The organism is Actinomadura sp. NTSP31 (assembly GCF_041951385.1).
Taxonomy (GTDB): Bacteria; Actinomycetota; Actinomycetes; order Streptosporangiales; family Streptosporangiaceae; genus Spirillospora; species Spirillospora napierensis.
On sequence record NZ_JBGNUT010000017.1, the window covers coordinates 39,202 to 62,549 of the forward strand.

23 protein-coding genes are annotated in these 23,348 nt (G+C 74.4%); 8 read left to right on the forward strand and 15 right to left on the reverse strand.

The window, feature by feature from the left end:
* Nucleotides 1-4 precede the first annotated feature (4 nt).
* On the forward strand, nt 5-346 hold the full coding sequence (locus tag ACA514_RS27210; protein ID WP_375044072.1) for an ArsR/SmtB family transcription factor: 342 nt from the start codon (nt 5-7) through the stop codon (nt 344-346).
* Nucleotides 347-448: 102 nt separating this feature from the next.
* Nucleotides 449-1,351, forward strand: a complete 903-nt coding sequence (locus ACA514_RS27215; RefSeq protein WP_375044073.1) for a TIGR03620 family F420-dependent LLM class oxidoreductase — start codon at nt 449-451, stop codon at nt 1,349-1,351.
* On the opposite strand, the gene ACA514_RS27220 is transcribed toward ACA514_RS27215, so the two are convergent.
* Entirely contained in the window at nt 1,341-2,156 is an 816-nt protein-coding gene (locus ACA514_RS27220; RefSeq protein ID WP_375044074.1) for an alpha/beta fold hydrolase, read from the reverse strand. The genes ACA514_RS27215 and ACA514_RS27220 overlap by 11 nt on opposite strands.
* A gap of 194 nt (nt 2,157-2,350) precedes the next feature.
* On the opposite strand from ACA514_RS27220, the gene ACA514_RS27225 reads away from it, so the two are divergent.
* The 3 genes from ACA514_RS27225 (at nt 2,351) to ACA514_RS27235 (ending at nt 5,698) form a co-directional block, all read left to right on the forward strand.
* Complete coding sequence (locus ACA514_RS27225; protein WP_344262782.1) at nt 2,351-3,625, forward strand: aspartate kinase; 1,275 nt, start codon at nt 2,351-2,353, stop codon at nt 3,623-3,625.
* Nucleotides 3,626-3,885: 260 nt separating this feature from the next.
* Nucleotides 3,886-4,977, forward strand: a complete 1,092-nt coding sequence (locus ACA514_RS27230) for an aspartate-semialdehyde dehydrogenase (RefSeq protein WP_375044075.1) — start codon at nt 3,886-3,888, stop codon at nt 4,975-4,977.
* A gap of 52 nt (nt 4,978-5,029) precedes the next feature.
* Entirely contained in the window at nt 5,030-5,698 is a 669-nt protein-coding gene (locus ACA514_RS27235; RefSeq protein WP_344262786.1) for a TetR family transcriptional regulator, read from the forward strand.
* Here ACA514_RS27235 and ACA514_RS27240 read toward each other — a convergent pair.
* From ACA514_RS27240 to ACA514_RS27270, 7 genes are all read right to left on the reverse strand, one after another.
* Nucleotides 5,695-6,405 carry a hypothetical protein gene (locus ACA514_RS27240; protein WP_375044076.1) on the reverse strand — a complete coding sequence of 237 codons (711 nt, stop codon included), beginning with the start codon at nt 6,403-6,405 and terminating at the stop codon, nt 5,695-5,697. The genes ACA514_RS27235 and ACA514_RS27240 overlap by 4 nt on opposite strands.
* A 456-nt stretch (nt 6,406-6,861) precedes the next feature.
* Nucleotides 6,862-8,625: a prolyl oligopeptidase family serine peptidase gene (locus tag ACA514_RS27245; RefSeq protein WP_375044077.1), complete on the reverse strand. Its 1,764-nt coding sequence runs from the start codon at nt 8,623-8,625 to the stop codon at nt 6,862-6,864.
* A 50-nt stretch (nt 8,626-8,675) separates the two neighbouring features.
* Entirely contained in the window at nt 8,676-9,584 is a 909-nt protein-coding gene (locus tag ACA514_RS27250; RefSeq protein WP_375044078.1) for a serine hydrolase, read from the reverse strand.
* Nucleotides 9,585-9,654: 70 nt separating this feature from the next.
* Nucleotides 9,655-10,416, reverse strand: a complete 762-nt coding sequence (locus ACA514_RS27255) for a MerR family transcriptional regulator (RefSeq protein WP_375044079.1) — start codon at nt 10,414-10,416, stop codon at nt 9,655-9,657.
* Nucleotides 10,417-10,468: 52 nt separating this feature from the next.
* On the reverse strand, nt 10,469-10,636 hold the full coding sequence (locus tag ACA514_RS27260; RefSeq protein WP_375044080.1) for a hypothetical protein: 168 nt from the start codon (nt 10,634-10,636) through the stop codon (nt 10,469-10,471).
* A gap of 64 nt (nt 10,637-10,700) precedes the next feature.
* Complete coding sequence (locus tag ACA514_RS27265) at nt 10,701-10,976, reverse strand: hypothetical protein (protein ID WP_375044081.1); 276 nt, start codon at nt 10,974-10,976, stop codon at nt 10,701-10,703.
* A 308-nt stretch (nt 10,977-11,284) separates the two neighbouring features.
* A complete protein-coding gene (locus tag ACA514_RS27270; RefSeq protein WP_375044082.1) occupies nt 11,285-12,184 on the reverse strand; it encodes a LysR family transcriptional regulator in 900 nt (299 codons plus the stop codon).
* Nucleotides 12,185-12,272: 88 nt separating this feature from the next.
* On the opposite strand from ACA514_RS27270, the gene ACA514_RS27275 reads away from it, so the two are divergent.
* The gene (locus ACA514_RS27275; protein ID WP_375044083.1) at nt 12,273-13,385 is read left to right on the forward strand and encodes a pyridoxal-phosphate dependent enzyme; all 1,113 of its coding nucleotides are present in this window, start codon (nt 12,273-12,275) and stop codon (nt 13,383-13,385) included.
* Between the two features lies 1 nt (nt 13,386).
* On the opposite strand, the gene ACA514_RS27280 is transcribed toward ACA514_RS27275, so the two are convergent.
* Entirely contained in the window at nt 13,387-14,289 is a 903-nt protein-coding gene (locus ACA514_RS27280) for a helix-turn-helix domain-containing protein (RefSeq protein WP_375044084.1), read from the reverse strand.
* A 119-nt stretch (nt 14,290-14,408) separates the two neighbouring features.
* Here ACA514_RS27280 and ACA514_RS27285 point away from each other — a divergent pair, with 119 nt between their 5' ends.
* Nucleotides 14,409-15,386 (forward strand): GlxA family transcriptional regulator, encoded by a 978-nt coding sequence (locus ACA514_RS27285; RefSeq protein WP_375044085.1) that lies wholly within the window; start codon nt 14,409-14,411, stop codon nt 15,384-15,386.
* A gap of 122 nt (nt 15,387-15,508) precedes the next feature.
* Nucleotides 15,509-15,976 carry a hypothetical protein gene (locus ACA514_RS27290; RefSeq protein ID WP_375044086.1) on the forward strand — a complete coding sequence of 156 codons (468 nt, stop codon included), beginning with the start codon at nt 15,509-15,511 and terminating at the stop codon, nt 15,974-15,976.
* Nucleotides 15,977-16,024: 48 nt separating this feature from the next.
* On the opposite strand, the gene ACA514_RS27295 is transcribed toward ACA514_RS27290, so the two are convergent.
* From ACA514_RS27295 to ACA514_RS27320, 6 genes are all read right to left on the reverse strand, one after another.
* Entirely contained in the window at nt 16,025-17,686 is a 1,662-nt protein-coding gene (locus tag ACA514_RS27295; protein WP_375044087.1) for a catalase, read from the reverse strand.
* Between the two features lie 158 nt (nt 17,687-17,844).
* On the reverse strand, nt 17,845-19,323 hold the full coding sequence (locus tag ACA514_RS27300; protein WP_375044088.1) for an NADH-ubiquinone oxidoreductase-F iron-sulfur binding region domain-containing protein: 1,479 nt from the start codon (nt 19,321-19,323) through the stop codon (nt 17,845-17,847).
* A complete protein-coding gene (locus ACA514_RS27305; RefSeq protein WP_375044089.1) occupies nt 19,320-20,138 on the reverse strand; it encodes a hypothetical protein in 819 nt (272 codons plus the stop codon). Before ACA514_RS27305 ends, ACA514_RS27300 begins: the two co-directional genes overlap by 4 nt.
* Nucleotides 20,135-21,274 (reverse strand): hypothetical protein, encoded by a 1,140-nt coding sequence (locus ACA514_RS27310; protein ID WP_375044090.1) that lies wholly within the window; start codon nt 21,272-21,274, stop codon nt 20,135-20,137. The genes ACA514_RS27305 and ACA514_RS27310 overlap by 4 nt, the downstream gene beginning before the upstream one ends.
* Nucleotides 21,275-21,347: 73 nt before the next feature.
* On the reverse strand, nt 21,348-22,634 hold the full coding sequence (locus ACA514_RS27315; protein WP_375044091.1) for a sensor histidine kinase: 1,287 nt from the start codon (nt 22,632-22,634) through the stop codon (nt 21,348-21,350).
* On the reverse strand, nt 22,631-23,314 hold the full coding sequence (locus tag ACA514_RS27320) for a response regulator transcription factor (RefSeq protein WP_375044092.1): 684 nt from the start codon (nt 23,312-23,314) through the stop codon (nt 22,631-22,633). The genes ACA514_RS27315 and ACA514_RS27320 overlap by 4 nt, the downstream gene beginning before the upstream one ends.
* Nucleotides 23,315-23,348 lie beyond the last annotated feature (34 nt).

The window sequence follows — 23,348 nt, forward strand, 5'->3', positions numbered from 1 at the left end:
CACCATGACGACCCACGCCGATCCCTCCGAGGACGTCGCAGCCGAGCTGCTGGACGTCATGAAGGCGCTGGCCAACCCGGTGCGCCTCCAGCTGCTGCGGTGGCTGCGGGAGCCGGAGCGCCATTTCCCGGTCGAGGAGGCGATCGCCGACCCGGTCGAGGTCGGCATCTGCGTCAGCCACATCCAGGCCAAGGTCGGGCTCGCGCAGTCGACGGTCTCGGCGTACATGGCCGCGCTGGAGCGCGCCGGGCTCGTCCGGTCCACCCGGGTCGGGAAGTGGACGCACTACAAGCGCGACGAGGAACGCATCGCCTGGTTCGTCGCCGCGCTCGGCCGCTCGCTCTAGCGGCCGCCCTCGCCGCCGGAAGGACGCCCGCCGCTTGCGCTTCATATCGAGATTCTGCGATACTTCGAATCATCGACATGAACGACCGACCGGGAGGACGGCATGGGCGCCATCGACGGAACGGACCTCGGACGCTTCGGGATCTGGACGTTCGACTTCGAGGAGCAGCCGGCGGCCGCGATCCGCGAGACCGTCCAGGAGCTGGAGGAACTCGGCTGGCCGGCGATCTGGATCCCGGAACGGGACGGCCGCGAGGCCCTGACCCACGCCGGGTTCCTGCTGGCGTCCACCGAGCGCATCAAGGTCGTCAACGGCATCGCGAAGATTCCGGCCCGGGGACCGCGCTGGACCCAGGGCGCGGCGGTGCTGCTGGCCGACGCCTACCCCGGCCGCCATGTGCTCGGCCTCGGCCTCGGCGGGGAGCCGCAGCAGCCCGGCGCGTCGCCGCTGCGCGTGGTGACCGACTACCTCGACGAGATGGACGCGACGACCACCGCGAACCCCGCGCCGCGGACGCCGGTCCGGCGCATCGTGGCGGCGTACGGGCCGAAGATGCTGGCGGTGGGGCGCGACCGCGCCGCGGGCGCCCACACGTACCACGTGACGGTGCGGCACACGGTGCAGGCGCGGGAGGTGCTCGGCGACGGCCCGTTCCTGGGGGTGGAACAGGCGGTCCTCTTCGAGAGCGACCCGGGCAGGGCCCGCGAGATCGCCCGCGAGCACCTGCACGGCTACTTCACGGAGAAGTACAACGTCGCCAAGTTCCTCCGCCTCGGCTACACCGAGGCCGACGTCGACAACGGCCGCGGCAGCGACCGCCTCGTCGACGACCTGGTGGTCTGGGGCGACCTCGACACCATCGCCGCCAAGCTGCACGCCCACCTGGACGCCGGCGCCGACCATGTCGGCGTCCAGGTCATCGGCACGGAGCCCGGCCGGACGATGCCGCACTGGCGCCGCCTGGCCGAGGCGCTCCTGCCCGAGACGGCCGCGGTCAGGACTTGAAGAACTCCAGCAGGTCGTCGTTCAGCCGGTCCTTGTGGCTGACGAACAGCCCGTGCCCGGCGGCGGGGTACTCCTTGTAGACGGCGCCGGGCACCAGCGCGGCGGTGCGGCGGCCGGTGACCTCCACGGGCGCGGAGAAGTCGGCGTCGCCGTGGACCACCAGGCACGGCACGGTGATGTTCCGCAGCGCCTCCCGGTTGTCGGCGTAGTAGATCGTCTTCTGCACCTCCAGGACGGCCCAGTGGGTCGCGTCGAGGCACATCCGGTTCATCCAGTCGATCGTGGCGGGGTGGACGTCGTTGCCGAGCTGGGTGGCGAAGAACAGCTGCGACTGCATGGCGAGCCACTTCGGCCGGTCCGCGCGGATCATCGCGATCATGCCGTCGAACAGCTCCTGCGGGATCCCCTCGGGGTTGTCCTCGGTCTGCCGGAGGTACGGCAGGATCGCGGAGAGGAACGCGACGCGGGCGACGCGGTCCTCGCCGTGCCGGGCGAGGTAGCGGGCGATCTCGGTGCCGCCGGTCGAGTGGCCGACGAGGATGACCTCGCGCAGGTCGAGGTGCTCCAGGAACGCGGCGAGGTCGTCGGCGAGGGAGTCGATGTCGTAGCCGGTGGACGGCCGGTCCGACCGGCCGTGCCCGCGCCGGTCGAAGGTCAGGCAGCGGTAGCCGCGCTCGGCGAAGAACGGGATCTGGTACTCCCACATGCCGGTGTTCAGCATGGCGCTGTTGACGAAGACGATCGGGCGGCCCTGCCCGTAGTCCTCGTAGGAGAGGCGGGTTCCGTCGTGGGTCTCGAAGAACATCTCGGCTCCTTGCCGTCGGCGTCGTGACGATCCTGGCAGCGGGGCCCGGCGCTGATCGATGACCTCGGAGGTAATGCGGCCCGTGACATGGGGCGGGGAGGCCCGTGCGCAGTTACCTGCTCGTAATCCATTGGCGCCTCCTCGGTAGACTCGTCGGGCAGAACGCCTGACCCCGATCCGAGGAGCGCCCACCCGTGGCCCTTGTCGTGCAGAAGTACGGTGGCTCCTCCGTCGCAGACGCCGAGTGCGTCAAGCGGGTCGCCCAGCGCATCGTCGCGACGAAGAAGGCGGGGAACGACGTCGTCGTCGTGGTCTCCGCCATGGGCGACACGACGGATGACCTCATCGATATGGCCAAGCAGGTCAGCCCCCTCCCGCCGGCCCGCGAGCTGGACATGCTGCTCACCGCGGGCGAGCGGATGTCGATGGCGCTGCTGGCCATGGCCATCGCGAACCTGGGCCACGAGGCCCGCTCGTTCACCGGCTCCCAGGCGGGGGTCATCACCGACGGCACGCACGGGAAAGCCAAGATCATCGACGTGACGCCGGGGCGGATCCGCAGCGCGCTCGACGAGAACGCGGTCTGCATCGTGGCCGGCTTCCAGGGCGTCTCGCAGGGCACCAAGGACATCACCACGCTCGGCCGCGGCGGCTCCGACACCACGGCGGTGGCCCTCGCGGCGGCGCTGGACGCCGACGTCTGCGAGATCTACTCCGACGTCGACGGCGTCTTCACCGCCGACCCGCGCATCGTCCCGGCCGCCCGCAAGATCCCCAAGATCTCCTACGAGGAGATGCTGGAGATGGCGGCGACCGGCGCGAAGATCCTGCACCTGCGCTGCGTGGAGTACGCGCGCCGGTACAACATCCCGATCCACGTGCGGTCCTCGTTCTCCCAGAAGGAGGGGACGTGGGTCGTCGACAGCAGCGAGATCGAAGGACAGGACATGGAGCAGGCGATCATCTCCGGGGTCGCGCACGACCGGAGCGAAGCCAAGATCACCGTGGTCGGGGTGCCCGACAAGGTCGGTGAGGCGGCGACGATCTTCACGGTGCTGTCCGAGGCCGAGATCAACATCGACATGATCGTGCAGAACGTGTCGGCGGCGTCCACCGGCCGCACCGACATCTCGTTCACGCTGCCGGCCAGCGACGGGCAGTCCGCGCTGACCGCGCTGAACAAGCTGAAGGAGCGGATCGGGTTCGAGTCGCTGCGCTACGACGACCGGATCGGCAAGGTGTCGCTGATCGGCGCCGGGATGCGCTCGCACCCGGGCGTGACCGCGACGTTCTTCGCCGCGATCGCCGACGCCGGGGTGAACATCGAGATGATCTCCACCTCGGAGATCCGGATCTCCGTCGTGGTCGCCCAGGACGACGTGGACACCGCGGTCGCCGCCGCGCACCACGCCTTCGACCTCGACGTGGACCAGGTCGAGGCGGTCGTCTACGGCGGCACCGGCCGCTGACCCGGCCCTTCCCGACCCCGGGCCGCTGACCCGGCCCTTCCCGACACCCGGCCGCGGGCCGCACGGAACGTCCGTGCGGCCCGCGCCGCCGTTTCCGCCCTGCCTGTCGTCCTGCCCGCCGCGCTTCTGAGGCGCGTGCCGCAGTCGCGCGCGCCGGGCCGTGGCACCCTCGTGCGGGAACCGGCCGCGCCCCGCGGAAGTTCACACAGGGCGGGGGCGCGCGCAGCGGACGACCCGACCGACGAGAGGGTGAGGGCGACATGGGCTCGACCGCCGGGCCGAGGACCGGGCGCTACGGGCGGCGGGCGCCCACGCTGGCCGTGGCCGGCGCCACCGGAGCGGTCGGCGCCGTGCTGCTGGACCTGCTGTCGACCCGCCGCGACGTGTACGGGGAGATCCGGCTGGCCGCGACGCCCGGCTCGGCCGGCCGGACGCTCCGGGTGCGCGGCGAGGACACCGAGGTCGTCGCGCTCACCCCCGAGGTGTTCGACGGCGCCGACATCGCGATGTTCGCCGTCCCGGCCCGCGCCGCCGCCGAATGGGCGCCGGTCGCCGTCTCGCGCGGCGCCGTCGCCGTGGACGCCTCCCCGGCGTTCCGGGCGCGGCGGGACGTCCCGCTGATCGTCCCGGAGGTGAACCCGGGCCTGGTCCGCGACCGGCCGCGCGGCGTCCTCGCCGGCCCCGGCTGCACCACCCTGGCGATGATCGTGGCGCTCGGCGCGCTGCACGAGCGGTACGGGCTGCGCGAACTGGTCGTCGCGTCCTACCAGGCCGCGTCCGGCGCCGGCCGGGACGGCGTCGACACCCTGTATGCGCAGCTGGAGAAGGTCGGCGGCGACCGCGCGCTCGGCCACCGCGCCGGGGACGTGCGCGGCGTGGTCGGCGACCTCGGCCCGTTCCCCGCGCCGCTCGCGCTCAACGTCGTCCCGTGGACCGGCGGCCCCGGCGCGGACGGCTGGGGCTCGGAGGAGCTGCGCATCCGGGACGAGTGCCGCAAGGTCCTCGGCCTGCCGGAGCTGAAGGTGGCGGCGACCTGCGTGCGGGTCCCGGTCGTCACCGCGCACTCGGTGGCCGTGCACGCGGTGTTCGGCGAGCGCGTCGACCAGCGCGAGGCGCAGGACGTGCTGGCGCGCTCGCCCGGCGTCGTGCTCTGCGACGACCCGGAGAGGCTGGAGTTCCCGACCCCGTCCGACGCCGTCGGCACCGACCCGACCTGGGCGGGCCGGGTCCGCCGCTCCCTCGACGACCCGCGCGGGCTCGACCTGTTCCTGTGCGGCGACAACCTGCGCAAGGGCGCCGCGCTCAACACCGCCCAGATCGCCGAGCTCGTCGCCGCCGAACTCGTCCCCTGACGGCGATCACGGCATCTGCGGGACGTCCGATCGGGGCCGTAGGGTGGCATGCGTGACCGAGACGAAGGCGGTGAAGTCCGAGCAGACGCGTGCCCTGATCGTCCAGACCGCGCTGCGGCTGTTCCGGGAGCGCGGCTACGAGGCGACGACGATGCGCGCGATCGCCAAGGAGGCCGGGGTCTCGGTCGGCAACGCCTACTACTACTACGGGTCCAAGGAAGAACTGATCCAGGCGTACTACGACGAGCTGCAGGACGAGCACCTCGCCGCCTGCCGCGCCGTCCTCGACGCCGAGACCGCGTTCGCGCCCCGCCTCCTCGGCGTCCTGAAGGCCCGCGTCGACACGATGGTCCCCTACCACGAGTTCGCCGGGAAGTTCTTCAAGTTCGCCGCCGAGCCCACCAGCCCGCTCAACCCGTTCAGCGCCGAGTCCGGCCCCGCCCGCGACTCCGCGGTCGCGATCTACCGCGAGGTCGTCGAGGGCTCCGACCTCAAGATCGACAAGGAGTTCCGCAAGGAGCTGCCCGAGCTGCTGTGGATCTACTCGATGGGCATCGTGCTGTACTGGGTGCACGACAGCTCGCCCGGCTGCCGCAAGACGTACCTGCTCGTCGAGCGGACGGTCCCGCTGGTCAACCGGATGGTGTCCATGTCCCGCCTGCCCGGCTTCAAGTCGGTCACCCGCGAGCTCGTCGGCATCATCCGCGAGGTCCGCGCCTAGCGGAACGTGATGTCCCAGTGGTCCTTCTCGCGGGCGAACACGGTGCCGTCCGGTGACCGGTACAGCCGCGCCCCGTCGCCCCGCACCCCCTGGTACGGGTAGCGCCTGATCGCCGCGTCCACGCACCGGCTCGTCGCGATGTCGAGCTTGTACCCGGTGCCGTGGCTGCGGGGGCCGCCCGAGTGCCCGCGCTCCGTGCCGCCGGTCACCGTGATCGGGCAGCCGCTCTCGGCCCGGAAGCCGAGCAGTCCCTTCAACGTTCCCCAGCGAAGGCCGTCGAAGGACGTGCAGGTGGTCCGCGTGCGGTCCGAGCAGTGCCCGGTCGACCGCCACTTGATCCCGCCGGCCTCCAGCAGGCCGGCCGCGGCCTCCTGTTGCAGCCGCATCGAGTTGGGCAGTTCCGGCAGCACCGCCCCCGTGAGGACCCCGGCGGTCGCGTCGGTCGTCGGGAGGCGTGCGTCCGTTTCGCCGCCCATGGCCGCGGGCGCGGTCGGGTTCTCCGAGGTGGTGGACGTGGGCGGGGTCGGCGTCGACGCGGAGTGAGGTGCCCCCGCCGGTGCGGGCGTGATGTGGCCGGACGATGCCGCCGCCGGGCCGTCCGGCGGCTTCGCGGCGGCCGGCGGGCGTCCGGGGGTGGGCGCGCCGGTGGGCAGGAGGGCGTCCGCAGCGGACGGCGCGAGGCCCGCCAGCGTTCCCGGCACGTTCACGCCGGGCGGAGTGAGTGGATCGGGATGTCGTCCCGGCTCCGGGGGCGGGGGCGTGGAGACGGGGGGCGGGCCGGCCGGCGGCGTGGCCGCGCGGGCCGGGGGCGGGGCGGTCACGACGAGCGCGACGGTGGTCGCGAGCAGGGTGGTCAGCGCGGCGGACGCGGGTTTTCGGCGCGCGTGCGGGCAAGGCGGCGCGGACGCCGGCGTAGAAACGGATGCGGGCGTGGACGTGCGGACGGTGTGCGGCCGGTTCATGCGATCCCCCCGGTTCGGCTCTCCGCGCGGAGAGCGGCGGTCGGGCGCGCCGCCGCGCCGGGGGGCCGCCGGTCGGTGACCGGCTCGCATGCTGGCACGCCTGGTGGCGGCCGATCGGAGGGATGCCCGGGACTTCGATCTTGTAAACGGGATCTCGTCAACGCGGGGGCGGGCGGGGCGACGCCCGCCCCCGCGACTGGGTTATGCCATACCCAGATGTTTCCGGGCAAAGTCCATCTCGGCCGACATCTGGGTGATGCGTTCCTCGACGACGAGGGAGCCGTGGCCCGCGTCGTAGCGGTACGTCTCGTGCGGGAGGCCCAGCTCGCCGAGGCGGGCGAGGTAGTTGTCGATCTGCCGGATGGGGCAGCGCGGGTCGTTCTCGCCGGCCAGGATCAGCACCGGCGCCTTCACCTTCTCGACGTAGGTGATCGGCGACGACTCGCGGTACCGGCCGGGGACCTCGGCGGGGGAGCCGCCGAACAGCGAGCGGTCGAACGCCTGGAGGCCCTCCATCTCGTCCTCGTAGGCGGCGACGTAGTCGGCCACGGGGACGGAGGCGACCGCCACGCTCCAGTCGTCCGGCTGGGTGCCGATGCCGAGGAGGGTGAGGTACCCGCCCCACGAGCCGCCGGTCAGCACGAGCCGGTCCGGGTCGGCGAGGCCGCTGGAGACGGCCCAGTCGCGGACGGCCTTGATGTCCTCCAGCTCGGTGAGCCCGACCCGTCCCTCGATGGCGTCCCTCCACTGCGAGCCGTAGCCGGTGGAGCCGCGGTAGTTGACCCGGACGACGGCGAAGCCGTGGTCGACCCACGCGGCGGCGGCCGGGGCGAACGAGTCGTCGTCCTGCGCGGTCGGGCCGCCGTGGACGTCGAACACGGTCGGGTAGGGGCGGTCGCCGTCCGGCTTGCTGACCAGCGCGTGGATGCGCCCGCCGGGGCCGTCGACCCAGGCGTCCCCGACGGGGACGGACGGCGGGGCGGCCGGCCCGGGCGGGGTGAGCACGACCGCGCCGGACGTGGAGCGGATCACCGGCGGTTCGGCGGCCGACGACCAGGAGAACTCGATCGTGCCGTCCGGCCGGACGTCGGCGCCGCCGATGACGCCGCGCGGCGTGTCGACGCGGGTGAGCGAGCCGTCGCCGAGGTCGTAGCGGTACAGCTCGTCGCGGGCCTCGTGGTTGTGGGAGATCAGCAGCGCGGAGCCGTCGGGGTACCAGCCGGCGCCGATCTCGCCGGGCAGGTCGAGGACGATCTCCTGCTCGGTGCCGGCGACCGGGTCCCAGATGAGGGTCTCGTCGCGGCCCCGGCGCTCGTGCCCGACGAGCAGGCGGGTGTCGCCGTGGACGGGCGCGAACCCCATGCCGTAGACGCCCTTGCCGGGGCCGTCCCACAGGTCGGCGACGGTGGAGCCGTCCGGGCGGACGACGCGCAGCGCCATGTGGCGGCTGTCGCCGTGCTCGCTGTGCCCGATCGCGATGAGCGACTCGTCCCGGGTGAGGGCGGCGACGTGCGCGTCCTCCGCGTGGTGGTAGAGGACCTCCGGCGCGGAGCCGGGCCGGCACAGGTGGACGGTGTTGCCGTCCTCGCCGGTGCGGCCGATCACCGCGAGCCCGCTCGCGCCGAGGGCCAGCCCGCCCGGGTAGGACGGCTCCAGGCCGGGGACGGCGGGGGCGTCCTCGCCGCCGCCGAACGGGACGCGCCGCCAGACGCCGAACTCGTCGCCGTCGGTGTCGGCGAACCACCAGACCGATGCGCCGGTGGGGTCGACGGTGCCCATCCACGTGCCGTTGGGCCGGTCGGTCACCTGCCGGCGGTCGCCGGTCTCGCGGTCCCAGGCGTAGATCTCCCAGGTGCCGGTGGCGTTGGACCGGTAGATGCTGCGGTTCGGGGCGTCGCGCGCCCAGCGGGGAAGGGTGATCCGGGCGGCGCGGAACCGCGCCTTCCAGCGTTCGTCGTCGGCCATTCCCCCAGTATCGCCGCCGCTCGCGGGCCGGTCGTCCATCCGCGCGGCCCTCAGGTGCCGGCCGGGACGGAGCCGTCGGAGGTCTCCGCCGCGCCGTCCGGCAGGCCGCCGGGGACGGACGCGCGGGTGCCGGGGGCGAGGTCGCCGTGCACGGCGCGGGCGACGCGCTCGATGGTCCCGACGCCGTACGCCATGGTCGGGGTGCCCTGGGTGAGGACGGCGATCAGGTAGTTCCCGCCGTGGCCGGTGAACGCGCCGATGCTGTGCACGCGCCAGTCCTTGCCGTGCCGGGGCAGCCAGCCGTTCTTGACGTGCCAGGTGACGCCGGCGGGCGTGCCGGCGGTGGTCCCCCAGCGCTGCGACGGCATCACCTGGTGCATGAGGTCCAGCTCGTAGGCGCGGGCGTCGTCGGTGAGCAGCCGGTTGTGCGCGGTGAGGCGGCGCAGCAGCGTGATCTGGTCGGCGGCGGTGATCTGGGTGAGCCCCCAGTGGCCGGCGGGGTCGAGCGTGGTGTGCGCCATCCCGGCCCGTTTCAGGAAGCGGGCCAGGCGGGCGCGGCCGACGGTCCGCCACAGCGCGGACGCGGCCCGGTTGTCCGACCGGGTGATCATCTTGGTGGCGAGGTCCTCCTCGGCCGCGCTCAGCTGCCGGTGCTCTTCGGCCGCTGAGCGCAGGAGGGCGGCGAGGACGGTCGCCTTCACGACGCTCGCCGAGTCGTAGTGCCGCCCGGCGAGGACACCGCAGCGGAGACCGCGCTTCCTGTCGTACACGGCGACCGATTCGGTGCCGGTGCGGCCCTTCAGCGCGTTCGCGATCCGGTGGCCGAGCCGCTTGGCGAGCACCGGATGCTTCGTCGAGCTGCACACCGGCGCCTCCGAAGCCCCGGCGGGCGCGGCGGGCAGCACCGCACAGGCGGCGAGGGCGGCGGCGGCCAGAACGCGCGGCGGGGCGGCGGGCATCCGCCCACCGTAATGATCAACAGGGTCGCATCATCGTCACGACACGCGACGAATCGCTCACGAACCGTCGCTACGGCGTGGTGAAGCGGCCGAGGAGCTGGTCGATCGCGGCGCGGACCTGCCGGTCCATGGCGCGGGCGAAGCCGGCCTCCACGGTGACCTGGGCGCCGGGCCGCAGCCGGGCGAGGGTCTCGGTGAGGTCGCCGAGGTCCTGGTCCTGGACGTCGCCGATGACGTGGTCGGCGATCAGCCCGACGAACATCGCGGCCAGCTCGTCCATGCTCTCCTGGAGCTTCCGCCCGGCCGACAGCACCTCCGCGAGCGGCACCCCCGCGCGCACCAGCGTGACGGTCGCCTCCAGCTGGCGGCGGCTCCAGTGCGTGACGCGGTCGCCGTCCATCTCGATGACCCCGGACGACAGCGCCCGCTCGACGGACTCCGGGCCGACCTCGCCGGGGAACAGCTCGGCCAGCTCGTCCAGCGTCATCGTGACGGGGACCTCGTTGGACCAGGGGGCCGTGGCCACCTTCTCCACGCCGAGGACGGTGCCGATGTCGCGGCCCTGCTCCCACGCCGACAGCAGCTCGCGGATGCCCTCCAGCGTGTGGCCCCGCTCCAGCAGGTTGCCGATCATGCGGAGGCGGGCGAGGTGGTCCTCGGAGTACAGGCCGATGCGGCCCGCGCGCCGCGGCGGGGGCAGCAGCTTGCGTTCCTGGTAGTAGCGCAGGGTCCGGACGGGGACATCGGCGGCGCGTGCGAGCTCGCCGATCCGGTACTCGCGGCCCGCGCCCGCGGAGGGGGCGCCCTGCTCGTCCGCCGGCTGTTCGGTCACGGCAGAAGCATAGTTCGCTACGACACGCGACCGGCCCCGGGCCCGGGCGCCGCTAGGTGACGCGGCGGACGGCCGTGGCGCGGCGTCTGCGGCGACGGCGGCCCTCGCCGGCCGCGTCGCCCGGCCGCGCGGCGTCGGCGGCGATCAGGTCGCGGAGCGTGCGGGGGACGATGTCCTCCCGCCTTTCGGTGAAGCGCGAACGCGTCGCTGTCGAGCGCATCGGATCCCTCCCTGTTGCCGGTGCGGTTCCCGGACGGGCGTCCGGTCAACCCTCGGCGGGACGGTCAGGCCGCGGTCGTGAGGTCGCCGTAGGCGTCGTGGACGCTGTCGAGCGCCCACCGCATCCGGACCGCGAAGGTGTCGGGGTGGTCGCCGGCCTCCTGGGCGACGCGCGCGGCGCAGGCGGACGGGTCGCCCCCGCAGGTGCGCGACAGGGCCTCGATGGCGGTCCGGACCCGGTCGGCGCTCGGATGGTCGGAGGCCTGCAGGCCGGAGCTGAAGAGGATCTCGGCGAGATCGGTGGTGGTCAGAGAGGGATTGGGCGGCGTCTTCGACATCATGTGCCTTCTTCCTGCGAGGAAGTTCGTCCCCTGCCGTCTGATATGACTCTGCCGCAGGGACGGACTCATCGCCATCGGGGAGAACACCCATCCGAAGGTGGGGGTCACCCCTGGAACTCCCGTAGGTGGAGCGTTCCGGAGATCGGGGTTGCGGGAAGTCTCAGCGGGCCGGCGTGGCAGGGGCCGCGTCCAGGCCCTTGCCGCCGAGCGCACGGGCGGCTTCGAGCAGCAGCTCGGCGAGCTCTGCACCGCGGCCCCCATGGGCCACAGGCCTCCCGTGGCGCGACACGTTCTTCACTCGTTCCAGGCTAGTCCGCTTTCGCGGGTCTCGTACCCCCCGCGAGCGCGTTCCTGAAGGCGCGGACGGCGGGATGCGCGCCGCCGCCGCGCCGGGTGGCGGTGAACAGCCGCCGGACGCGCCGCCCGGCGGGCAGCGGCGCCAGCGCGACCGTCGGCGGGCCGCCCGCCCACACGAGCCCGGGGAGCAGCGCGGCGGCGTGCCCGCCCTCGACGAGCCGCAGGTGCAGCAGCAGGTCGCTGGACTCGAACCGGACGTCGGGTTCGAAGCCGGCGTCGCGGCACAGCCGGGTCGCCCAGGCGCGGGCGGCGGTCCCGGCGGGCTCCATCACCCACGGCACGTCCGCGAGATCGGGCAGCGGCGTGCCCGGCGGGACGGCGGCGGGCAGGGCGAGCCGGATCTCGTCCGCGCCCAGCTCCTCGTACTCGACGCCGGAGGGCCGGGGGTGCGGCTCGCCCGGGTACTCCTCGGTGACGACCACGTCGAAGTCGCGGGCGAGCAGCGCGGGCAGCGCGCTCTCCGGCTCCCGCTGCGCGACCTCGACGCGCAGGGCGGGGTGGGCGTCGCGGAGCGCGGTGAGGGCGTCGGGGACGAGGGCGAGCGCGGCGGTCTGGAACGCGGCGACGCGGAGCACCCCGGTGATGTCGCGCAGGGACGCGGCGAGGTCGGCTTCTGCGCGTTCGAGGCGTTCCAGCACGGCCTCGGTGTGCGCGACGAGGATCTCGGCCTGCGCGGTCAGCCGGACGCGGCGCCCGACCGGTTCCAGCAGCCGCACCCCGGCCTCCCTCTCCAGGACGGACAGCTGCTGCGAGATCGAGGACGGGCTGTAGGACAGGGCCTCGGCGACGGCGGCGAGCGTCCCGCGGTGCTTGAGTTCGCGCAGCAGGCGGAGCCGGTGCAGATCGAGCATGGCGGGCTCCGTTCGTCGGTTCTGCCGATGATTATCGCTCGGAAACATTCGCTGGACCGATGGATGTCCGCTGCGGAAGCGTGGCCGCATGGTCGCTCCCGCCTATCCCGCCTCCCGGGCCTCCTGGTTCTCGCGTCCCGCCGCCAGGGAGTGGAGGTGCCCGCCCGCCCCGCGCGAGGTCGCCGCCTTCCACGCGTCGCTGCCCGGGTACGCCCCGACGCCGCTGGTCGAGATGCCCGCCCTCGCCGCCGGTCTCGGCGCCGGCCGGGTGTTCGTGAAGGACGAGTCGTCGCGCCTCGGGCTGCCCGCGTTCAAGATCCTCGGCGCGTCGTGGGGCGTCTGCCGGGCGCTGTGCGACCGCCTCGGCATCCCCGTCCCGGCCGGGGACCCGGTCGGCGTGCTCCGGGCGCACGCCGTGGCGTTCCGGCTGGTCACCGCGACGGACGGGAACCACGGGCGGGCCGTCGCCGCGATGGCCCGGATGCTCGGCGCCGCGGCGGACGTCTACGTCCCGGACGGCGTCCATCCCGCCGCGCTCGCCGCGATCGAGGCCGAAGGCGCGCGGGTCGTCCGCGTCGCCGCGTCCTATGACGAAGCGGTGCGGCGAGCCGCCGAACACTCCGCATCGGATGGGTCGGCGCTGCTCGTCCAGGACACGGGCTGGCCCGGGTACGAACGCGTGCCCGGCTGGATCGTGGAGGGCTACTCGACCCTGTTCACCGAGATCGACCGGCAGCTCCGCTCGGCCGGCGCCGGCCCGCCCGCCGTCGTGGCGGTCCCGGTGGGGGTCGGGTCGCTGGCCCAGGCCGCCGTGATCCACTACCGGTCCGGCGGGTCCGCGCCGACCCTGCTGTCCGTGGAGCCGGACGCGGCGCCGTGCGTGCTGGCGAGCCTCGCTGGTGACCGGCCGGTCACCATCGAGACGGGGACGACGGCCATGGCGGGCCTGAACTGCGCCACGCCGTCCGCGCCGGCCTGGCCTTATCTGCGCTCCGGCGTGGACGCCGCCGTCTGCGTCGCGGACGAGGACGCCGCGGTCGCCGCCCGCGAGCTGGCGGCCCTGGGCGTTCCCGCGGGCCCGTGCGGCGCCGCGTCCCTGGCGGGCGTGCGCGCCGCCCTGCCCGGCCTGGCCCTCGGACCCGCGGACACCGTCGTCCTGCTGAGCACCGAGGGTGCGGCCGCGAACCCGGCGACGGCCTGAATCAGAGGTGTTCGCGCAGGTCGCAGAGCAGGGAGTGGCCGGTGTCCGGCGGCAGCGCCGCCGCGGCCAGGCGGTCCCAGGCGTCGGCGTAGGCGGCGACGTCGGCGGGCTTGTCCAGGTAGAGCGCGGTGGTGAGGTACTCGACGTAGACGACGTCGGGTAGGGCCCGCCTCGCGAAGCTCAGGATCGTGAACCCGTGCGCGAGGGGGAACGGGCGCCCGCCGACCGGGATGATCCGCAACTCCACGCGGCCGGAGCCGGCGAGCGCCGCCAGATGGTCGAGCTGGCCGCGGATCAGCTCGGGCCCGCCGACGAAGCGGCGCAGCGCGGCCTCGTCCAGCACGGCGGTCAGGGCCCGGCCCGGGTCGTCCGCGAACAGCCGGCGGCGCAGCCGGCGGACGGCGGCCCGCTCGTCGATCTCGATGCGCCGGTCGCCCTCCCGGATCCCGTCCCGGATCGCCAGGCTGGCGCGCGTGTACTCCTCGGTCTGCAGCAGCTCGGGGATCTGGCACGGCTCGTAGGTCCGCACCTGCCGGGCGGTCTCCTCCAGGTCGAGGAACCGGTGCGTCCAGGCCGGGATCAGCTCGCCGTGCCGGTGCCACCAGGCGCGCTCGTTGGCCTCCTGCGCGAGCCGGATCAGCTCCTCGCGCTCCGGGCCGTCCGGGAGCCCGTAGAGGGTGAGCAGGTCGGCGACGTCGCGGCGGGCGAACGAGGTGCGGCCGAGCTCCATCCGGCTGATCTTCGACGCGCTGCCGCGGATCGCGTAGCCGGCCCGCTCGCGGCTCAGCCCGCTGCGTTCGCGCAGGTCGCGGAGGCGGGCGCCGACCAGCATGCGGCGCGCCGCCGGTCCCCGCACGGCCCCGTCCGCCGGCCGTACCGCCCCCGGATCCTGCCCTGCGCTCAACGCCGCTCCTCGGGGGGTGGGGGACCTGCCCCGGGATAGTAGCGGCACTTGCAGATGCACGTGCAGTGGCATCGAGAGTCTCATTCCGGCCACATCGCGCCGCGTGAAAGACTCCGGCCATGCACCGTGTCGTCGTCCTCGCCCTCGACGGCGTGTACCCCTTCGAGCTGAGCATCCCCGTGCGGATCTTCGGCTCGGCCACCGCACCCGGTGGCGACCCGCTCTACGAGGTGCTGACCTGCGGGATCGACGGGCGTCCGGTGCGCACCAGCGCCGACTTCCAGATCGCCGTCGAGCACGGCTGCGACATCATCGGGACCGCCGGCACGCTGGTCGTCCCGCCGTTCGGATGCGGCCCCGTCGAGGACCGCGACTGGTGCCCGCCGCCGGTCGCCGCCGCGCTCGCCCGGCTGCGCCCCGGCACCCGCATCGTGTCGATCTGCACCGCGTCCTACCTGCTCGCCGCCGCCGGCCTGCTCGACGGGCGGCCCGCCACCACCCACTGGGCCGAGGCCGAGCGCTTCAAGCGGCTGTTCCCCCAGGTGGACGTCAACGCCGACGTGCTGTTCATGGACGACGGCGACGTGCTCACCTCCGCCGGCGTCGCCGCCGGGATCGACCTGTGCATGCACATCGTCCGCCGCGACCACGGCAGCGAGGTCGCCAACCGCGTCGCCCGCCGCTGCGTCGTCCCGCCCTGGCGCGAGGGCGGCCAGGCCCAGTTCATCGAGCGTCCCGTCCCCGAGCCGGACGCCGCCGCCACGTCGGCGACGCGCGCGTGGGCGCTCGGCGAGCTGCACCGGCCGATCCCGCTCGCCGAGATGGCCCGGCACGCGCGGATGAGCGTCCGCACGTTCTCCCGCAGGTTCCGCGAGGAGACCGGGATGACGCCGGGCCAGTGGCTGGCCCGGCAGCGCGTCGACCTGGCGCGCCGCCTGCTGGAGACCACCGACCTGCCCGTCGACCGCATCGCGGAACGGGCGGGCTTCGGCACCTCGGCGTCGCTGCGCCAGCACCTGGTCGCCTCGATCGGCGTCCCGCCGTCGGCCTACCGGCACACCTTCCGCGCCGCGCGCTCCGACCGCCGGGTGCACTGACAGCGGGTCTACGCGCGAGTAACATACCGGTACCGCGGACGCGCGGGATGGATCACTCGCGGCCGGCGCCCCCGGCCTGCCCGGGCCCGGCCGCGACTCCGCAGCCCTGAGGTGACGCGCCCATGAACCCCGTGACCGAACTGCTCGCCGAGCGGCTCGACGAGATCACCGCCGAGGTCGTCGGCGAGATCGTCGGCCGCGTCCCCGCCTACACCGGCCTGAGCGCCGCCATGATCCTCACGCTCGTGCGGGACGCGCTGACCGTCTACACCGGCGCGCAGGACCGCCGCGCCGCGCTGGACCACTTCCGCCGCCTCGGCGCGCACGAGGCCCGCGCCGGGCAGGACGTGCGGCACCTGGAGTCGGCGCTGCGCAGCGGGGCCCGCGTCCTCATCCGCCGGACGGCCAACGCCGCCGCCCGCGTCCACCCGCCGAACACCGAGTTCATCGCCGTCATGGAGAGCGCGTTCAGCGCCGAGGACCAGATCATCGAGGCCGCGGTGGACGGCCACCACCACGCCGTCCGTCCCCGCACCGCCTCCCGCCTGTACCCCCTGGTGCCCCGCTCCCACCGCTACTCCGCCAACTGACCCCCGTCCGCGGGCGGGGTGCCGGCCGCCCGCGGACGCGTGGGCGTTCTAGCCGAAGACCTGGGCGGCGCGTTCGTTCGGGACGCAGTGCGTCATCTTGAGGCCGGACACGTCACGCGACCCGTTCTTGCCCAGGTTGGCCAGGCGCTGCCTGTCCTCGTCGGTGAGGTCCTGCCCGTTCAGGGGCTCCAGGTGCGCGACGTCCTCCGGCGAGATCCCGAGGCCCTTCCCGACGCGCAGGCCCAGGTCGTCCTCGACCAGGAGGAAGTGCCACACCATCCGCTCCTGGATGGGCCGCACGCACTGCGACAGCTGGTCGACGAAGTTGTGCACCAGGTCGTCGCGCTCCCATTCCTCCATCAGCAGGTAGCGCTGGCCGGCCTGCTTGTAGTCGTTGACGCGCGGGATGCGCTTGCGCGTCACGCGGCCCCGGATCTCCGGGCCCTCGTCGTCGCGCGTCGGGTACTGCGCCTCGTGCAGCCCGCCGGTGATGGACGGCTCGTAGTTGACGTGCGGGTTCTCCCCGGCGCCGTCCACGTAGTAGGTCATCTGCCCGTCGCGCTGGTTGGTCCGCACCGTGGTGCCCTTGGCCTGGTTCACGGGCAGCTGCAGGTAGTTGGGCCCGACCCGGTGCCGCTGGGTGTCGCTGTAGGAGAACGTGCGGCCGACGAGCATCTTGTCGTCGGAGAAGTCGAGGCCGTCGACCAGCACGCCCGTGCCGAACGCGATCTGCTCGTTCTCGGCGAAGTTGTTCGAGACGTTCTGGTCGAGGACGATCCGGCCGACGGGCTTGGGCGGGAAGTCGTTCTCCGGCCACACCTTGGTGTCGTCGAGCGGATCGAAGTCCAGCTCCGGGTGGTCGTCGTCGCTCATCATCTGGACGACCAGCTCCCACTCGGGGTACTCGCCGCGGTCGATGGCCTCGTGCAGGTCCCGCGTCGCGTGCCCGAGGTCGTCGGCCTGCACGGCCGCCGCGTCCGCCCCGGTCATGCTCCGGACGCCCTGCTTCGGGATCCAGTGGTACTTGACCAGGACGGTGTCGCCGGTCTGGTTCACCCACTTGTAGGTGTTGACGCCGAAGCCCTGCTGGTGCCGGTAGTCGGCGGGGATGCCGCGCGGGCTGAACAGGTTGACGAGCATGTGCATCGCCTCGGGCGTCTGCGACATGAAGTCGAAGATCCGGTTGGGCTCCTGCCGGAACGTCACCGGGTCGGGCTTGAGCGCGTGGATGACGTCGGGGAACTTGATGGCGTCCCGGATGAAGAACACCGCGAGGTTGTTGCCGACCAGGTCCCAGTTGCCGTCCTCGGTGTAGAACTTGATCGCGAACCCGCGCGGGTCGCGGGCGGTCTCGGCGGAGTCCCGGCCGCCGATGACCGTGGAGAACCGCAGCGCGACCGGCGTCCGCTTCCCCGCCTCCTGGAACAGCTTCGCCCGCGTGTACCGGGAGACGGGCTCGTCGCCCCACTTCCCGTACGCCTCGAAGTAGCCGAACGCGGTGGCGCCGCGGGCGTGCACGACCCGTTCCGGGATGCGTTCCCGGTCGAAGTGGCTGATCTTCTCCAGGAACTGGTAGTTCTCCAGCGTCGCGGGGCCGCGCGCCCCGACCGTCCGCTGGTTCTGGTTGTCGTAGACCGGATGGCCCTGCCGGTTCGTCAGTACCGGGCGGTCGTCCCCGGGCTCGGAACCCAAACTCGCAACGTCGGTCACGCCCGCTCTCCCCCTCGTGTGCTCGTGGCCGGCTCGTGTGCTCGCGGCCGGTCGGCGGAATGGCACTACCCGCAAGCCGCGCCGCGGATGGTCCGCCGCCGGTAAAGCCCTCATGACCGAGCAGCCTTCATGACCGAGCAGCCTTCACGACCGGGGATTCAGCCGCTCCGCACCGACAGCGCGAGGGCGGGGCACATCTCGGCGGCCTGGACGGCGTCGCGCAGCAGGCGGGCGGGGACGGCGCCGTCGCCGACGACCGGGTAGCCGAACTCGTCGAGGCGGACCAGGTCGGGGAGCAGGTGGCGGCACAGGCCGTGGCCGGCGCACCGCGACCAGTCGATGGCCAGCCGGTGCGGGGACCGCTCGGCCTCCGCGGCCTCCTCGCCGCGCACCGGCAGGAAGCGGCGGGTCGGGCGGCCGCAGCCGCCGTTGTCCACGTGCGCGGCGACGTCGTCGCCGAAGGCCCGCAGCGCGGACAGCAGGAAGCGGGTCGTGCCGTCCGGGTGCTTGCAGGCGCCGCGCCCCCGGACGGTCGCGCTGCCGGCGCGGACGGCGGCGACGGCCTCGTCCCCGGCGGTGCCGGCGGCGAGCGCGGCGACGGAGCGGGCGATCGCGGGCAGGCCGAGGTGGCAGGGGCCGCACTGCCCGGCGGACTCGGCGCCGAGGTAGCCGGCGACGCGCGCGACCTCGCCGAGCGGGCAGGTGTCGCGGGGCAGCGGGACGACGATGCCGGCGCCGAGCGCGCCTCCGGCGGCGGCCATCGACTCCCGCGAGACCCTGACCCGCGCGGCCTGCGCCGGAGTGAGGCACGCGCCGTGGTAGCCGCCGACGATGACGCCCTGCCCGGCGTCGGTGCCGCAGTGCCGCAGGACGTCCGCGAGCGGCACGCCGACCGGCGCCTCGACGACGATGTGCCCGCCGTCCGGGGCGGTGACGGTGAGCAGCACGGTCCCCGGTTCCCGCGGCGTCCCGGCGGACCGGTAGCCGTCGGCGCCGAGCTCGGCGAGCACCGCGAGCTGCGCGAACGTCTCCGCGTTGGACAGCAGGGTCGGCAGCCGGTCGACGCCGCCGTCGGCCGCCCTGGTCTTGACGCCCGGCGGGATCGGCGTCTCGCCGTTGACGCCCCGGACGAGCGCGCCGCCCTCCCCGGTGATGAACCGCTCGGGGAGCCGGACGACGCGGGCGCGGCCGCGCAGCCGGGTCTCGGCGATGGCGAGCCGCAGCGAGCGGGCGGGCAGGCCGTCGTCGGTGACGCCGATGACCAGTTCCCGCGCGCCGAGCGCGCTCATGGCGAGCACCGCCCCGTTCAGCACGAGATGCGGCACGTGCGCGAGGAGCGCCTTGTCCTTGGAGCTGGCGGGTTCGCCCTCGGTGGCGTTGATCAGCACGACCGTCTCGCGGCCGGTCCGCTGCGCCGACCTGCGGACGGCGGCGAGCTTGCGGGCGAACGGGAACGCGGCGCCGCCGTGCCCGCGCAGGTCGGCGCTCTCGGCGAGCGCCGCCAGGTCGCGGAACGACAGCCCGCGCGGCACCGGGTGGACGAGCCGGTGCGCCGCCGCGTCCAGCCGGGACGTCCGGTCGAGGCCGGCGAGCAGGCGCGGCGGCCCGATCGTGGTGAGGCGGAAACCGGGGTTCACGGGCGGCTCCTCGACCAGCGGCGCGCCTCGTCCTTGAGGTCCGCCCAGAACTGCTCGTCCGGGACGCGCGCGTCCGCGGCGGGGGCTGGCGCGGGCCGCCGGGCCGGGGGACGCGGCGCGGCGGGACGCACCGGACGCGGCCCGCGCGCGCGGCGGTGCCGGGACGCGATGGCCAGCCGCAGCAGGACGAGCAGCACCACCGCCGCGGCGCACAACAGGTAGCTGTAGACCACCCAGCTCTTGGCGGCCCGTCCCGCCTGGAGCCCGTGGACGAGCGCGACCGGCCAGCACAGGTAGACGGCGAGGTGCAGCAGCCGCCATGTCCAGGCGCGTCCGGCGCCGATGAACCGGCCGCGCGCGACGCCGGTCAGCACCGCGAGGATCATCAGGTCGCCGGCGACCGGGCCGAGGCTCACCATCAGGCCGCGGCCGTGCAGGCCGGCGGCCGGGAGTACGGCGTCCAGCGCGGTCGCGTGCTTCTCCAGCACCTTCAGGGCGATGTGGACGGCGAGGAAGCTCAGCGACAGCGTCGCGGCGGCGCGGTGCCCGGACTGGGCGAGGACGCGCAGCCGGATCGGCGTGAAGCGGCTCGCGGCCAGCAGCCCGAACACCACGGCGCCGGTCAGCCCGACCAGCGTGAACACGCCGGAGAAGAACTCCAGGAAGGCGTGCGCGGCGGTGAGCGGGGCCGCCGCCTGACCGGTCCGCCCGAGCATCGCCGCGGCGGCGAGCCCGGCCGCCAACAGCGCGACCTTGAGCGCCCGCCGCCGGCCCGGGGCCCGGACGGGCGTGGACGCCGCTTCCCTCCCCGTCATTCCGGCGACGCCGAAGGGGACGCGACCGGCGGTGTAGTGACCGCCGGCGACGGCGCCGGGGTGGGGGCGGCGCCGTCGCCGAGATTGAGGAGCGGGTCGCCCTCCTGGATGCGGACGCCCGGACGCGCCGCCGCGACGGCCTTGCCGGTCGCGGCGGCCTGCAACGTCCAGCCGCCGATCTGCACGCCGTTCAACGCCGCGGGACGCCCGCCCGACAGCAGCCCGAACACCACCGACGCCGGGCCGTCGGCCTGCCCGGTGGAGCACGGTAACCCGCGCCCGGTCGTCCCGAGGTAGGTGCCCGTCCGGACGGCGGCGCCGTCCTTCACCGGGGTCGGCGCGGTCAGCCGCGCGAACGTCGAGGCCAGCCCGTTCGGGTGGATGAGCAGCAGCAGCGCGTGCCCGGACGACCGGCTGCACAACCGGTAGAGGCGGCCGGGCCCGGGGGCGAGGACCCGGCCGTCCCCTCCGGCGAACGCGATCAGCCTCGGGTCGCCGGAGGGCCGCATCGTCCACGACTTACCGACGCCCCAGGGGAGTCGCAGCCCGGTCGCCTTGCCGGTCGCGGCGGCCTTGCCGTACTTGGCGAGCGGCGCGCGTTCGGCGTCCGGGACGACGTCCGCCGGGGCGTGCCGCGCGAACGACGCGAAGCTCGCGGCGCCGGTCACCGACACCTGCCATCCCGTCTTGACGTGCCGGGCGATGAACAGCGAGGCGTCCGGCGGCGCGTCCACCCCGGCGGGCGGCGCGATCACCGACGAGCCGAACGCCCAGCCCTTCGCCGCGTCCGACCGGGACAGCAGGACGGTCGGCGGCTGCGGGGTGCGCCCGCCGAACTCGCGGCGCGCGATCGTCGAGCGCTGCTGCAGGACCGCCGCCCGCACCGTCTTGACCAGCGGCGTGGTCTTCGCGGCCGGCTTCGTCCGCGCCGTGCCCCGGGACGCGTGCGCCGGCCGGGTCCGCTTGGTCGCGGGCTCCGGTGCGGCCGCGGTGCGTCCCGGCGGCGGCTGCATCGCCTGCACCACGACCGCGCACAGCACGAGCACGACGGCGCCCGCGCCGGCGCCGCCGAGCCGCACGATGCGGTTGGCCCACGGCAGGATGGAGCCGCCGCCAGACCGCGGAGGGGACATCACCCCGCCAGATTCGCGGCTCACCCGATAAGACGGCGCTGCGACCGGGTTAAGGCTCGGCTAAAGCGCGTGATCCTCAGCCGGCCGAGCCGTCGCGCGGCGGCACGCCGAACCGGACCATCACCCGCGCGCCCCCGGCAGGCGACTCGCCGAGCTGCAGGCTGCCGTGGCTGGCCTCCGCCGTCCGCCGCACGATGTCCAGCCCCAGCCCGGTGGACGAGGCCGTGCTGACCCCGCGCCGCAGCAGGTGCCGGCCGCCGAAACCGGGGCCCGCGTCGTCCACGGTCAGGTAGACGGCGCCGCTGCGCGCCTCCAGCGCCACCCCCATGGCGCCGCCCTCCGGAGTGTGCGCGAAGACGTTGCCGAGCAGCGCGTCCAGGCACGCCGACAGATCCTCCGCACGCACCCTGACCTGCAGCGGAGTGGACGGGACGCGCATCTCCATCCGCCGGTCCTGCTCGTCGGCCAGCACCGACCAGAACCGGACCCGCTCCGTCACGACCGCCGTCGCGTCGGTGCACGGCGCCTCCGCGCGGACGGGCTTGCGGGTGGTGTTGATCAGCTCGGTGACGGTCCGCTCCAGCACGTCGACCTGCTCGCCGATCCGGCCGGCCTCCGCCGGGTCGCGCAGCGTCTCCGCCTCCAGCCGCAGCACGGTCAGCGGCGTGCGGAGCCGGTGCGACAGATCGGCGGCCTGCTCCCGCTCGCGCGACAGCAGCGCGCCGATCTGCCCCGCGAGCTCGTTCAGCCCGACCGTCACGGCCCGGATCTCCGGCGGGCCGCCCGGCTCGATCCGCGCGTCCAGGTCCCCGGTGGAGATGCCCTTGGCGAGCGCGGCCAGCCGGGTGATCCGCCGCACCAGCGAGCGCGCCAGCCGGTCGGCCACCAGCACGCTCACCGCCAGCAGCCCCGCCGCCAGCCCGGCCAGGATCGCCCACGCCCGGCCCACCCCGGCGACCATCTGCCGGTCGGTGACGAAGGCGCGGATCACCGCAGTCCCGCCGGGCCCGCCGAGCACCGCCACCAGGATCTCCCGGCCGCCCGGCGTGTCCACGGTCAGGCTGCGGCCCCGCTCGGCCAGCCGCACCCCGGCGTCCCGCGCGGCCGGCGCGCCGCTGAGCCGACCGTCCGGCCACAGCACCGTCATCGGATAGCCGCTGGAGGCGGTCTGCTGCAGCGCCACCTCGACCGTCCCCCGGTCGCCCGCCGCGACCACCGGCGCGAGCGACTGCGCCCGCACGTTCGCCGCCGCCAGCGTCCGCGTCCGCGCGACGTCCCGCACCAGCAGCGCCAGCGGGGCGAGGAACGCCACCAGCACCAGCACCACGGTCGCCGCCACGAGCAGCGTGATGTGCCGCCTCACGACGGATCGACGATCTTGATGCCGGAGCCGCGCACCGACCGCAGGTAGCGCGGCGCCGACGCCGACTCGCCCAGCTTGCGCCGCAGCCACGCCACGTGCACGTCGATCGTCTTGTTCGCCCCGCCGAGCGGCACGTGCCACACCTCGGTGAGCAGCTCCCGCTTCGACACCACCTGCCCGGGCCGCGACGCCAGGTAGAACAGCAGGTCGAACTCCTTCGGCGACAGCCCGAGCGGCCGCCCGTCCAGCGTCGCCTCCCGGGCCGCCGCGTCCATCCGCAGCCCGCCGACCCGCACCGCCCGGGACGCGCCGGCCGGCTCCTCCGCGCGGCGCAGCACCGCCCGGACCCGCGCGTCGAGCTGCCCCGCGCCGAACGGCTTCACCAGGTAGTCGTCGGCGCCCGCGTTCAGGATCCGCTCGATCTCCCGCTCGTCGTCGCGGGCCGTCGCCACGATCACCGGGACGGAGCTGACCGCGCGCAGCATCCGCAGCACCTCGGCGCCGTCCAGATCGGGCAGCCCGAGATCGAGGATGACCAGGTCCGGCGGGGCGCCGACCGCCCGCCGGATGCCGTCCATGCCCGTGGGCGCCGACGCGACCGCGTGCCCGCGCTCGCCCAGCGCGCGGACGAGCCTGGTGCGCACCTCGGCGTCGTCTTCCACCAGCAGCAGTTGCGCCACGGCGCCACGCTAGACCGCTGACGCGGCCGATAAG

Bases quoted from the DNA above. Each gene is read 5' to 3' on its own strand.
- ACA514_RS27210 (WP_375044072.1), top strand. From the start codon at position 5: ATGACGACCCACGCCGATCCCTCCGAGGACGTCGCAGCCGAGCTGCTG.
- ACA514_RS27215 (WP_375044073.1), top strand. From the start codon at position 449: ATGGGCGCCATCGACGGAACGGACCTCGGACGCTTCGGGATCTGGACG.
- ACA514_RS27220 (WP_375044074.1), bottom strand. From the start codon at position 2,156: ATGTTCTTCGAGACCCACGACGGAACCCGCCTCTCCTACGAGGACTAC.
- ACA514_RS27230 (WP_375044075.1), top strand. From the start codon at position 3,886: ATGGGCTCGACCGCCGGGCCGAGGACCGGGCGCTACGGGCGGCGGGCG.
- ACA514_RS27245 (WP_375044077.1), bottom strand. From the start codon at position 8,625: ATGGCCGACGACGAACGCTGGAAGGCGCGGTTCCGCGCCGCCCGGATC.
- ACA514_RS27250 (WP_375044078.1), bottom strand. From the start codon at position 9,584: ATGCCCGCCGCCCCGCCGCGCGTTCTGGCCGCCGCCGCCCTCGCCGCC.
- ACA514_RS27260 (WP_375044080.1), bottom strand. From the start codon at position 10,636: ATGCGCTCGACAGCGACGCGTTCGCGCTTCACCGAAAGGCGGGAGGAC.
- ACA514_RS27265 (WP_375044081.1), bottom strand. From the start codon at position 10,976: ATGATGTCGAAGACGCCGCCCAATCCCTCTCTGACCACCACCGATCTC.
- ACA514_RS27270 (WP_375044082.1), bottom strand. From the start codon at position 12,184: ATGCTCGATCTGCACCGGCTCCGCCTGCTGCGCGAACTCAAGCACCGC.
- ACA514_RS27275 (WP_375044083.1), top strand. From the start codon at position 12,273: ATGGTCGCTCCCGCCTATCCCGCCTCCCGGGCCTCCTGGTTCTCGCGT.
- ACA514_RS27285 (WP_375044085.1), top strand. From the start codon at position 14,409: ATGCACCGTGTCGTCGTCCTCGCCCTCGACGGCGTGTACCCCTTCGAG.
- ACA514_RS27290 (WP_375044086.1), top strand. From the start codon at position 15,509: ATGAACCCCGTGACCGAACTGCTCGCCGAGCGGCTCGACGAGATCACC.
- ACA514_RS27305 (WP_375044089.1), bottom strand. From the start codon at position 20,138: ATGACGGGGAGGGAAGCGGCGTCCACGCCCGTCCGGGCCCCGGGCCGG.